This window comes from uncultured Cohaesibacter sp., assembly GCF_963556055.3.
Classification (GTDB): domain Bacteria; phylum Pseudomonadota; class Alphaproteobacteria; order Rhizobiales; family Cohaesibacteraceae; genus Cohaesibacter.
The window spans coordinates 354,319-366,683 of the sequence record NZ_CAUVYE020000013.1 but is presented as its reverse complement, the minus strand read 5'-3'; the positions used below and the strand labels follow the sequence as shown (position 1 = coordinate 366,683).

At 53.6% G+C, this 12,365-nt stretch carries 10 protein-coding genes; 6 read left to right on the top strand and 4 right to left on the bottom strand.

Translation table 11 applies throughout. From position 1 onward, the window contains the following. Positions 1 to 221 precede the first annotated feature (221 nt). A complete protein-coding gene (locus tag ACHZB8_RS10380; RefSeq protein ID WP_316860190.1) occupies positions 222 to 1,205 on the top strand; it encodes an SIS domain-containing protein in 984 nt (327 codons plus the stop codon). Between the two features lie 168 nt (positions 1,206 to 1,373). On the opposite strand, the gene ACHZB8_RS10375 is transcribed toward ACHZB8_RS10380, so the two are convergent. From ACHZB8_RS10375 to ACHZB8_RS10360, 4 genes are all read right to left on the bottom strand, one after another. Further along, positions 1,374 to 2,033 carry a class II aldolase/adducin family protein gene (locus ACHZB8_RS10375; protein WP_316860189.1) on the bottom strand — a complete coding sequence of 220 codons (660 nt, stop codon included), beginning with the start codon at positions 2,031 to 2,033 and terminating at the stop codon, positions 1,374 to 1,376. 17 nt (positions 2,034 to 2,050) lie between these two features. After that, complete coding sequence (locus ACHZB8_RS10370) at positions 2,051 to 3,091, bottom strand: 2-hydroxyacid dehydrogenase (RefSeq protein ID WP_316860188.1); 1,041 nt, start codon at positions 3,089 to 3,091, stop codon at positions 2,051 to 2,053. Next, positions 3,088 to 4,653, bottom strand: coding sequence for an FGGY-family carbohydrate kinase (locus ACHZB8_RS10365; protein ID WP_316860187.1), 1,566 nt, complete (start codon positions 4,651 to 4,653; stop codon positions 3,088 to 3,090). The genes ACHZB8_RS10370 and ACHZB8_RS10365 overlap by 4 nt, the downstream gene beginning before the upstream one ends. Before the next feature lie 180 nt (positions 4,654 to 4,833). After that, on the bottom strand, positions 4,834 to 5,538 hold the full coding sequence (locus ACHZB8_RS10360) for a GntR family transcriptional regulator (protein ID WP_316860186.1): 705 nt from the start codon (positions 5,536 to 5,538) through the stop codon (positions 4,834 to 4,836). Between the two features lie 114 nt (positions 5,539 to 5,652). On the opposite strand from ACHZB8_RS10360, the gene ACHZB8_RS10355 reads away from it, so the two are divergent. The 5 genes from ACHZB8_RS10355 (at position 5,653) to ACHZB8_RS10335 (ending at position 12,363) form a co-directional block, all read left to right on the top strand. Beyond that, positions 5,653 to 6,837, top strand: a complete 1,185-nt coding sequence (locus ACHZB8_RS10355) for a mandelate racemase/muconate lactonizing enzyme family protein (RefSeq protein WP_316860185.1) — start codon at positions 5,653 to 5,655, stop codon at positions 6,835 to 6,837. Between the two features lie 50 nt (positions 6,838 to 6,887). Continuing rightward, on the top strand, positions 6,888 to 7,931 hold the full coding sequence (locus tag ACHZB8_RS10350; protein ID WP_316860184.1) for a DctP family TRAP transporter solute-binding subunit: 1,044 nt from the start codon (positions 6,888 to 6,890) through the stop codon (positions 7,929 to 7,931). Positions 7,932 to 8,008: 77 nt separating this feature from the next. After that, entirely contained in the window at positions 8,009 to 8,563 is a 555-nt protein-coding gene (locus tag ACHZB8_RS10345) for a TRAP transporter small permease (protein WP_316860183.1), read from the top strand. A gap of 11 nt (positions 8,564 to 8,574) precedes the next feature. After that, positions 8,575 to 9,861: a TRAP transporter large permease gene (locus ACHZB8_RS10340; protein WP_316860182.1), complete on the top strand. Its 1,287-nt coding sequence runs from the start codon at positions 8,575 to 8,577 to the stop codon at positions 9,859 to 9,861. A 57-nt stretch (positions 9,862 to 9,918) separates the two neighbouring features. Continuing rightward, positions 9,919 to 12,363 (top strand): DMSO/selenate family reductase complex A subunit, encoded by a 2,445-nt coding sequence (locus tag ACHZB8_RS10335; RefSeq protein ID WP_316860181.1) that lies wholly within the window; start codon positions 9,919 to 9,921, stop codon positions 12,361 to 12,363. Positions 12,364 to 12,365: the final 2 nt, after the last annotated feature.

Below are 12,365 nucleotides of genomic sequence, written 5' to 3'. Positions count from 1 at the left end.
AGCAACTTAGGATCGCGCAGTGCAGAAAATCAAGCCGTTCGCGCAATAAAGGCAAATTCGCGAACAAGCCGAGGGTAAATAGACCCATACCAGACGCCAGCCGGGGAGTTGTCGGCGCATTTTTCGGTATTTTAAGGCGACAATTGCAAAACCAGTGTTGACTCTGGCTTCGACGACAGAATAAATAATATGACGTCATATAACGTCATAAGGATCTAGCCATGAATGATCAAGTAAAAAAAACTGGTCTTGAAGAGGCCATTGCCGCTGTTGCAGCGCGCGAAAGTGTCACCGAATTTTATTTTGTCGCTTGCGGCGGTTCCAATGCTCTGCTGATGCAGGGGCAATATGTCATGGATCGCGAAGCGAAAGGCATTGCGGCCTATTCCTATAGCTCCGCCGAGTTCATCGCGCGTGCTCCGGTTCGCCTTGGCAAAAACTCGGTTGTTGTAACCTGCTCTCATTCAGGCAACACACCGGAAACCATCGCAGCAACCCGTTATGCCCGCGAAGCCGGTGCCCTGACCATCGCTTTTACGCACAAGCCGGAATCCGAGCTTGATGAAGCTGCCGAGCAGTCGATCTATTATGAATTTGATCCGCTGACTGTTGGCGAAAAACACAATGCCATTCTGCTGGTTCAACTCGTTCTGGGCTGTCTGAAGGAACTGGAAGGCAATACCAAGATCGATCTGGCAAAAGCTGCAATCCCGTCGCTCTATGAAAAAGCCGAAAAAGTCAAAGCCGCTCATGCGGAAAAGGCAAAAGCCTGGGCCGAATCCTACAAACGCGAACCTGTCATTTATACGATGAGTTCCGGTTCTTGCTATTCCATCGCCTATTCTTTCGCGATCTGCCTCTTGCAGGAAATGCAGTGGGTCAACTCTGCCGCAATCCATTCTGGCGAGTATTTCCATGGTCCGTTTGAAATCACCGATTTCGATACGCCATTCATTGTTCTGAAAACCCTTGCGAATACGCGCAAGATGGATGAACGCGCATTGGCATTTGCCGAGAAATATTCCAAACGTCTGCTGGTTCTGGACGCCAAGGAATTCGGCGTAGAAGAGGTTGCGGGCGATGCTGCGGAATATCTGGTTCCGATCATGTTTACTGCCCTGCTGCGCACTTATGCTGTGGCTCTCAGCGACTCCCGCGGTCATCCGCTGAGTGTTCGTCGCTACATGTGGCGCATGGAATACTGATCCGGTTTTGCGGGTGGCGTTTATCGCCACCTGCTCCCTGATCGATCGCCGCTTGTCGAATAAGGTGGAACCATGCCTTTTCGGCCTATGGTTTCAAACTGCAAAGAAAAAGCCTGACAATCTGCCAGGCTTTTCGTTTTTTTTGGCACTTTTTCTTGTGTGCCTTTCCTATTCCTTGTCTTGCAGTCCATAGGTCGCAATCGACTTCATGACATCGTCGATGTCTTCCTTTGTCAGGATGACCGGACCGCCAATTGTCAGGGTCTGATAATATTGGCGGCACAGGGTTTCCAGTTCCACAGCCAGCCAGGCGGACTTATCGAGACTGGATCCGGCAACGAGCAAACCATGGTTGGCGAGAAGGCATGCACAGCGCCCTTCGAGCGCTTCAAGGGCCATCTCTGACAGTTTTTTTGTGCCATAGGTTGCATAGCCCGAGCAGCGGACGCTGTCGCCGCCAAAGATGGCGACCATATAGTGAGCGGCGGGGATGCTTTTGCGCGCCATGGCGAGGGTCGCGGCATAGGTTGAATGGGTGTGGATGATGGCACCGACATCTGGCCGTTCTTTTGTGATGTCGAGATGGAAGCGCCATTCGGTGGATGGTTTGAACGGGCCGTCCCATGCGCCATATTCGCCTTCCAGTGGCATGGAGCAAATGGACTCCGGTTCCAGCGTATCGTAAGGGATGCCGCTTGGAGTGATCAGCATCCGGTCTTCAAACCGGGCAGAGATGTTGCCCGACGTGCCTTGATTGAGGCCGCTGTCATTCATCCAGTTTGCTTTGTCGATGATTTCGGAGCGCAATGCGCGTTCTCTTGGATTCATTGTCTGGTTTCCATTGGTTAGCAGGGATTGACGGGTGATTCATTGGCGATGTAGCGACGCACTTCTTCGGCAATTTTGTTGGCTGTGACCCGGACTGTACGCAGGGATGCGCCGGCGACATGTGGGGTGAGGGTTACATTTTCAAGCGAGAGCAGGGGCGAGTCGGCTTCCGGTGGCTCGACGGCAAAGGTGTCGAGGGCCGCACCATGCAGATGCCCCGATGACAGGGCTGCGATGAGGGCGTCCTGATCAACCAGTTGGCCGCGGGCGGTATTGACGAGAACCGCTCCCTTTTTCATGCGGGCGAAGGCATCGGCATTGATGAATTCCTTGGTTTCCGGTGTCAGTCGTGCATGCAGGGTGACGACGTCGGAAGCCTCCAGAAGCTCATCAAGATCGGTTTTGCGCACTCCATAGTCGGCATCTTCAGGCAGCACGTCCACATAAGGATCGGAAATGAGGATCTTGCACCCGAAGGCGCGCAGGAATTTGACGACAAGGCGACCAATCTCACTGTAGCCAATGACGCCAACGGTCATGTCGCATAGCTCGTCACCTGTGATGTCGGCTCGATAGAGTTCGCCGCGCCAGTTGCCCTTGCGCAGGCCATCATGTCCGCGCACGATATTATGGGTCTGGCTCAGGATCGCCCCGATTGTGAACTCGGCAACGGCGCTGGCGTTCCGGCCCGGTGTATTGACAATGCGGATATTGCGTTCACGCACGGCATTGATGTCGACATTGACAGGGCCGCCACGTGCCACGGCAACCATTTTGATGTTCGGTAACCGTTTCAACATGTCTGCTGAAAGCGGGGCAAGATGAGTGACCAGCAATTCCGCATCACCGATGAAATCGGCAATCGGATCCGGATCTCCGAGGAATTCCTTCAGTCCTGCGGTTCCGTCCTCTTCACGTCCCTGACGCATCGGTACATCGGGAAAATCGAGATTGAGTGTGCGAATTTTCGTGGGAACAGAGCAACTGTTTTTGATTGCCTGTTCGAACGTACTCGCTAACATGAATTGATCGCCAATTACGGCAATTTTCAAAGTCATTGCGGCGCTCCTTTTGCTGAGGCTGCCATGTCTTTCCAGACGGGTCGCAAGGCTTCGCGGCTCGTCTGGTAGGCATGGAAGAGGGAAGTGAAGTGGTCTGCGGGGATTGAATTGGTTGTTTCCGGGTCACCAAGATAGGGGGCGACCCACTCTTCGGAACAGGTTTTGAGATCCGCGTAGCGGCCGATCTGGACCGCTGCAATCATGGCAGCACCGGCTGCGCCTGTTTCTTCGCGCTGGCTACACCGGATTTTTGCTCCAAGCACATCTCCCAGGATGCTGCGCAATGCTTTCGAGCGGGCAGCTCCCCCTGTCAGTATGACTTCCGAGGGCAGGGGGCCCATTGCGGAATAGCAATCTCTGGCGGCAAAGGCCAAGCCTTCATACACAGCTCTCATCATGGTGAAAAAGCCGTTTGAGCTGTCAATGCCAATGAAACCGGCTCGGGCAAATGGCTCCATGAAGGGGCCTCTTTCTCCCGATGGAGAAATATAGGGATGGTAAAGGAGGCCTCCTGACGACTGTTCCCTGATGATCTCGTCGGCAGATTCAAGGAACTCGCTTCGGGAAGGCCTGATGCCCCGGGTTGCCAACACGTCGCGTGCGACATCGACAATCCAGTCGATATTGATTGCTGCGGCCATGTTGGATTGCATCTGTATGCAGGCTTTCTCATGGGGGAAGGGAATGGTGTAGCCGCTGCATTCACCATTCAGCCGCACGTCGTCAGGTGTCAGAGCGAGTCGCATGTGAACCCCGGTTGATCCGAGCACCGAACAGCCCGCCCGGCCTTCGGGATCGAACAGACCTCCGCCGAGACTGGAGCAGACAACGTCGATATAGCCCAGAACAACCGGAATGCCTTCCTCAAGGCCTGTTTCTTGCGCGGCCTTGGCGCTAAGGCGATGGGACTGCTTTACTCCGTCCATGATGGGGGGGAGCAAAGGGGCCAGATCTGCAATGTCAAAGGCTTCGAGCAGGGCGCGGTCATATTGCCGGGTACGAAAATCACCAAAAGTGAAAGTTCCTTCCGATGCATCGGTTGTGCGGACATCGGTCAGCTTGAAATAGAGCCAGTCCTTGCAGTGCAGGGCCGTTGCCGAGCGCGCCAGAATGTCCGGCCTGTTGCGCTTGAACCATGCCAGTTGCGCGCTTTGTTGGCAGGAATTGGTGCCGGTACCGTTGATGGAGAAAATTTCGGGATAGGTCTCTCGTGTGACAACCTCTTGCACGATGTCTCTGGCACGTGAATCCAGCCACAAGAGAGCGGGAGCGGTCGGGGTTCCGTTTTCGTCGATCAGCCATGTCCCATCACCCTGAGCGGTGACGGCCAATGCGGCGACGCGGGTGGCCAAATTGGGGATTGAGCCGATAAGCGTTTGCAGCACGTCAACGACGGTTTTCCACGTTTGCAGCATGTCCTGCTCAGCTTTGCCATCGGCGGTGTTGGTGTAGTGATTTGGCAGCCCGGCCATGCCAATTTGCTGGCCATCAAGTGTGAAAGCGACCGCCTTGATTACGGTTGTTCCTGCATCAATGCTGATAATGACATCTCGGCTCATGGACTTGTTTCGACCTCCCAATCTGAAACATCCTTGTTCCCGAACATCCGGCCTCACTCTGGATTGAGATTTCAAAAGGCCGCACGAAAGGGCATGGGCACCAGCAGGCACCCATCCGGCAGCTTCTGGAGCCACCTGGAATGCTAATTTCCTCTTTTTCTAATGATGAGCTGGCTTATCTTATCCCGTTACGGAAACCTCCTCGGCCTCGCTGCGTTCGGGGGTCATGCCCGTGATCACTCCCGGACCCGATGAAAACAGTTGCTTGCCATCCTGAACATGGAGCTGAAGCAGCGCGCAGGCTTCTTCAGTGCGTTTCTTGCGGATGAGTTCAAGAAGCTCTTCGTGCGAGTCGAAAGACGCCAGGATGCGCGATGTCGTCTGGGCAAGCGCGGTACGAAGCGCCGCCATTTTTGCTTCGATAAGACTGTATCCATCCATCAGGCAGCGACTACCGCTCGAGCAGACCAGGGTGTTGTGAAGTTCCTGATCGAGGATGAGGTATGCTCGCAAATCCTCGTTTTCAACAGTCACTTTCATTCTCTTGATGACGTCTTCGCACGCAATCAGCAATTCCTTTTGCCGAAATGCCATCGCACGGCGCAGCGCGGCAACCTCGATGACCTCACGATAGTCGACCAGATCAACGAGCTCATCTCCGGTCACTGTAAAAACTGTTGTGCCACGATAGGGTCTGACGACGACCAACCCCTCTGACTGAAGCTTGGAAAGCGCTTCGCGGATAGGGGTACGGCTTATGCCCAACATTTCCGACAATTCCGTTTCCATTAACGGTGCACCCATTTTCAGGTCACCAGCAATGATCGAACTCCGCAGGATTTCTATCGCCCTTGCTGTCATCGATTGACGTTCGATTTTCTTCATATCGCCTCCAAACTTAAGGTCTGTTTGTATCGTACCCGAAAAATTTTGACTAGACAAGTATTGTGTATGGTGTATGTTGTATACAATTGAAAGCTGATCGTGGGAGGTGACAAAATGAAAGTCACGAATATCGAAGTGTTGTCCTATGACCAAACCGGCCAGGACGGAATGGAGTTATGGCGTCCTGTTTTGGTCCGTTTGGGAACGGATGACGGAATCACCGGCCTTGGTGAGTTGGGTATGGCCTACGGCATCGGAGCACCTGCGGGAGCAACCATGATTGCCGAGCTTTGTGAGCGTTTTATTCTTGGTCAAGACCCGTTCAATAATGAACGAATCTGGGAGACAATGCTGCGCCGTACCTTCTGGGCAGAAGGGGGCGGACCTGTTGTCTTCGGTGCCATGAGCGCCATTGATGCCGCTCTTTGGGACCTGAAAGGCAAAGCCCTTGGCATGCCGGTCTACAAGTTGCTCGGCGCGACCGAGCCCAAACCTTTGCGTACCTATGCCAGCCAGCTTCAATTTGACTGGACCGATCATGTCAATGAGCTTTTCAAGCCAGAGGATTATGGTAAGTCGGCCGCCAAGGCGCTTGCTGAAGGTTATGATGCGGTCAAGGTTGACCCTTGCATGATAACGGCTGACGGGAAACGAGAACTCAATATGCGTGGTCTCATCGATCCAGCTCACAAAAAGCTATATCGGGCGCGCATGGAAGCGGTTCGGGACGCTCTTGGGCCCGAGGTTGACATCATTCTCGAGTTGCACTCCTTCACCAGCGCTCCGGGTGCTCTGCAACTGGCGCGTTTGTTTGAAGATCTCGATATCACGCTGCTTGAAGAGCCGACTCAATACAACTCGCCCAATGCTCATGTTTGGGTAAAACAGCAGACAAATATTCCCTTGGCAACAGGTGAACGCCTCTATACACGTTGGGGGTTCCAGCCATATTTCGAAGCCGGATCCATCGATATGATACAGCCCGATCTGGGTCTTGTTGGGGGGATCACTGAAGGTAAGAAAATCTGCGATCTTGCTCATCTCTATGATGTTGGTGTTCAGGCTCATGTGTGTGGCTCACCCGTCGCAACAGCCATCTCTCTCCACCTGGAAACCGCCATTCCCAACTTTGAAATTCACGAGCATCACAGCTTTGCTCTGAAAAACTGTCTCCGGGAAATGGTTGATCACGATTTGCAGCCAGAAAATGGCATTTTTGTCGCGCCTGATCGTCCTGGCTTTGGTATTGAACTCTCACCCGCAGGAGAAAAAACCGCACACATACAGACCATTAAGTAAGAAGGAGCACCCCGCTTTATCACTAAGATCCGTTTTTATGGGAGGAAAAAATGAAACGTATCTTCGCGAAAACTACCAGCACACTTGCGTTCATGGTTGGCCTTTCGGTTTGCACCGCCTATGCAGCCGAAATCAACATGAAATTCGCAACACCAAGTATCTATAACCCCAAAGAGATTTCTATCCACTGGCTGCCAAAAGCCCAGTTGAAAAATGAAATCGAAGCCCGTTCGGGTGGTCGGATCAGCGTCAAGCTGTTCGCCAAGGGGCAGTTGGGCAAAACGGAAGACCTGCCCAACCAGTTGCGTGCCGGTGTCATTCAGGGTTTCGATTGTTCAGACGGGCCATTGGCTCCGCTGTTCTCCGACATCCAGATCCTTTCCATTCCCTACCTGTTCAAAAACCGTGAAATCGCCTGGGAAGTCATGGACGGCCCATTTGGTGATGAATTGGCTGATCGCATGGCAAAACAGACGGGTCTGCGCCCGCTGGCCTATTCTGACTTGGGCTATCGCCACTTCTCCACCAAAGATCAGGCGATCACCAAGGTCGAGGACATGAAGGGGATGAAAATCCGCACCATGACCAACCCCGTTCACATGGCAATGGTGGAAGCTCTTGGCGCTCATCCGACACCTGTCGCATGGGACGAGCTATACACCGCCTTGCAGACCGGTGTGGTGAATGGTCAGGAAAACCCGATCGGCAACTTCATTCAGCCAAAACTCTTTGAAGTTCAGCATCATCTGACGCTCGATGGTCACATCCTGCTCGTTTACTTCTATCTTGTGAATGATGCGTGGTATCAGGCCCTGTCAGAAGAAGACAAGGGGATTGTGAAGCAGGCCTACAAGGTTGCAGCTGTCACAATGCGCGGCGTCAGCGTAGCTACCGAACAGCGTGACACCGAAACCCTTCAGGAAGAAGGCATGACTATTCATCCGGTCCCTGCTGCTGAAAAGGCAAAATTCCAGAAACTGAGCCAAGCTGCGGTTTTGCCCATGATCAAGGAGCAAGTAGATGCCGAGTTGATCGATCTGCTTTATTCCGAAATTGCCAAGGCAGAAAAAAAATTCGGATACCAACCTGAGTAAGAATAAGCCGAGATGTGGCGGGCAGGTTCCCGCCCGCCACAGCGATTATTTTGCCGCAATATATGAGGTATTCCGAAATGCTAGACTGGTTCTTGTCAGGGCTTGCGGTACTATCCCGTCTGATCCAAGCTTTGTGCCAATTCTTGCTTATGGTGATGCTGCTGATCACAGTTTCCCAGATTGTCGCACGCTATTTCTTTTCCATAGGTTTGCCATGGGCCGAAGAGGCGACACGTTATCTGCTCGTGTGGATGGTCATGCTGGGTATTGGCCTGCTTACGCGAATGGATGACCATCTGGGTATTCGGGCTTTTCAGGATGCAATGCCAGACCGCCTGCGCGCAGTCTCCCGCTTTGTCGTCTTTGCATGCACTTTCGCCGTTGCCATTCTGTTGGCAGCATACGGCTATCCCTTCGCCGTAGGATCAAGTTTCATAACGTCTGCCGGTCTTCAGATTTCCATGGCATGGGCGTTTTTCGCAATTTTCTTTGGTGCCCTCCCTCTGGCTATCTATTCAGCGGTCAATGCGATCATTGAACTGATCGTCGTGTTCACGGGTAAGCGCCCTAAAGATCCAAGAGTTGAAGCCGATCGACATGAGCTGGTTCAACTTTTGGTCGAAGAAGAATAGGAGGCGCGGTCATGGATATCATTGGATTCATTGTTGTTTTCATGATTTTTCTCGCAATCGGTATGCCCGTTGCATTTGCCATGCTGTCAACATCGGCAATCTATTTCCTGTTGGCGGATGTTCCGTTGATCATGATGCTGCCCAATCGCATGTTCGGTGGTCTGGACTCGTTCATTCTGGTCGCGATCCCCTTCTTCCTCATGGCAGGGGAATTGATGAACCGATCCGGCATTTCGGATCGCCTTGTCAACTTCTCCAACCTCGTTGTCGGTCGCATGCGTGGCGGTCTGGCGCAAGTCAATGTGCTCTCGAGCGTGTTGTTTGCAGGGATTACCGGTATTGCGCTCGGTGACGTGGTCGCGCTTGGCAAGATCTTTGTACCTGCGATGGAAAAGCAGGGCTATTCCCGTGCTTTTGCCGGCGCTGTCACTGGTGCGTCATCTCTTCTCGGGCCGATCATTCCCCCATCGACGATTGCCGTTCTCTATGCGGCGACCATGGGGGTATCGGTTGGCGGGATCTTCATTGCTGCGATCATTCCCGGCCTGATCATTGCCGGATCCGACATGCTGATTGTCTATCTGATCGCACGCAAACGGAAATTCCCAACGCTCGACACGCCAGTAACGCCGAAGGCTCTTGCCATCGGTCTGCGCGATGCCTCTCTGGCCATCATCATGCCGCTGATCATCGTCATCGGTATTCTGGGTGGGATCTTCACGCCAACAGAAGCAGCTGCAGCTGCGGTTATCTATTCAATCGTGGTCGGGATGTTTATCCTGCGCACCTTGAAAAGCGGTGACGTACTGGCAACCTTCAAGGTATCGGCAATCGACACGGCCCGCCTTCTGGTTATCATCGCCGGGGCCGCTGCCGTTGGCTGGATCTTTGCGATGGAGAATGTTCCAGAATTTGTCGATCAGCTCTTCACTCCGATCAAAGGCAACATGCTTGTTTTGGTTCTGTGTGTGAACCTGTTCTTCCTGTTCCTCGGAACATGGCTCGATCCGGCAACCTCGATCATCCTGTTCGGGCCAATCATCGGACCGATGGCCTTTGACGCGGGGCTTCATCCCTTGCAGTTCGGCATCATGATGATCATCAACAGCAACATCGGCTATGTGACGCCTCCGGTTGGTAACGTCCTGTTCGCGATATCGAATATCTGTCGTGTCGGGATATGGGAGTTGGGCAGGGAATTGCTTCCCTTCATCCTGATCAACATGGTTGTTGTGATCCTTGTTGGTCTGTTGCCTGAACTGTCCTTGTGGTTACCAAGGCTTCTGGGTCTTGTCTGAGGCCAACAGATGTCGCCACTTTGCGATAAAATGATGTAGGAAACGGGGCGTGGGACAATGGCTTCGAAACGACCGACTTCCAAACGGGACAAGCTCGTAAGAGGGTCTTTGAAAGACTTCGCTCGCAAGAGCCGGTCGAGACTGGCGCGGACCGTTCCCCTCCCGTTCCTGCATACTCATCCTCGGACCTCGATCCTAGACGTGGTCGGGGGACTTGAGGAAAAGACGGTGATGAATGCCTGCGTCACCAACTGTTCCAGCCGCTGCCCTTTGAAGTGCCATGTGGTTGACGGCAAAATCCGCTGGATTTCGCAAGAAGACAATGACGGATCCGGCGAGGACATTTTCGGCTCTCATCAAGTTCGGGGCTGCTTGCGAGGCCGCTCCGCCCGGCAGCGGGTCTATAATCCCGACCGCCTGAAATATCCGATGAAACGCGTGGGCAAAAGGGGCGAGGGTGCCTTCAAGCGCATTTCATGGGACGAGGCGATTGCCATTATCGGTGACAAGCTCAAAGACACCATACACACCTACGGCAATGAAGCGATCTACTATCATTATGGATCGGGCTGTACGGGATACAATTTCGCTGGTCGCAGTTCCTGTCAGAGATTCCTGCGGATCATTGGCGGATATCTCGACTATTACAACACTTATTCGAACGGCCAGATCCGCTTTGCGCTTCCCTTCACCTATGGCGAGGATTATGCGCAGCATCGCAGTCTGAGCGCGGAAATCGGCAACGCAAAGCTTTGCGTGTTTTTCGGTTATAACCCCTCCGAGCTGCGCATGAGTGGCGGCAGCGAAACATTTCAGTTCCAGGAATGGAAAAAGACCAGCAACGCACGCACAATTTTCGTCGACCCGCGCTATTCGGACAGCATGTTGGGTAAAGAAGACGAATGGTTGCCCATCCACCCCGGCACGGATGCCGCGCTCGTCTCGGCCATCGCGCATGTCCTGATCAGTGAAGATCTTGTCGATCAGGACTTTCTGGATCGCTACTGCATCGGCTATGACGAAACAACCTTGCCAGCTCACGCCCCCGCGAACGGTTCCTACAAAGCCCATATTCTCGGATCAGGCAGTGACGGCATTGCCAAGACACCCGATTGGGCTGCCCCCATCACAGGCATTCCCGCTTCCCGGATCATCAAGCTGGCGCGGGAAATCGGGCAGGCCAGACCCGTTTTCATTGCGCAGGGCTGGAGTCTTCAACGTCAGGCCAATGGCGAGCAGAATGCCCGTGCCGTCGCAATGCTTTCAATTCTTACTGGTAATATCGGGCTTGCCGGAACCAATCTGGGTGAGGAGCCGGGCAACTACAGCTATCCAGTGCCGGGCCTGCCGTTGCCGGACAATCAGGTCTCTGCCAAAATCCCGGTCTTCTTGTGGACCGATGCCATTTCGCGCGGCAAGGACATGACCGCAAAAGCCGATGGCATTCAGGGCGCAGAGCGCTTGAACCAGCCCATCAAATTCATCTGGAACTATGCCGGTAACACGCTGATCAACCAGCATTCGGATATTTCGAAAACGACCGCAATCCTTGAGGATGAAAGTCTTTGCGAATTCATATTGGTGATCGACAATCACCTGACGCCGAGCGCAAAATTTGCGGATGTGCTGTTGCCCGACATCACAAATTTCGAGGGATCCGACATCATCACAAACGGTTATGCCGTGGGTGAAATGGGCGGACCGATTTATCTCTCGCCCGCCATCGAGCCGATGTATGAATGCAAGTCGGCATGGGACATCTGCTCACTGCTTGCCCGGCATATGGGCGTTGAAGACGTCTATACTGAAGGCAAGAGCTTCGAAGACTGGCTCAAAGAAGCCCACGAGACGATGCGGCAAGCGGATCCCGACCTGCCGGATCTTGAAACCGCACGCCAAATGGGAATGATAAAAAGGCGCGCACCTGAAGCGATGCGGGTGGGGCTTGCTGACTTCCGCGCCGATCCCCTTGCTCATCCTCTCAAGACGCCATCAGGAAAAATCGAAATCTATTCAGACCGTCTAGCAGAGATCGCAGCCAGTTGGGATTTGCCAGAGGGGGATGTCATTACCCCGCTTCCTCAATATGTCGCCACATGGGAAGGCTATGAAGACAGGGAAACCCGCAAGAGCTATCCCTTGCAATTCTATGCTCGTCATCCCAAGGGCCGGACCCATTCCACCTATCACAATGTCGATCTGTTGCGGCAGGCGATAACGGACAGTGTCTGGATCAATCCCATCGATGCCAGGGCGCGGGGAATTTCAGACGGCGACAGGGTCCGGGTCAGAAGTCTGCGCGGTGAAACCCAGACCACGGCCAAGGTGACGCCCCGCATCATGCCCGGTGTTGTCTCCATGGAGCAGGGGGCCTGGTTCAAACCGGACGTATCTGGCAAGGATAGCGGCGGATCAGCCAATATCCTGACCTCGCAACGTCCCAGCCCGTTGGCAAAGGGCAATCCTCAACACACAAATCTCGTCGAAATCGAAAGGGCTTGAGG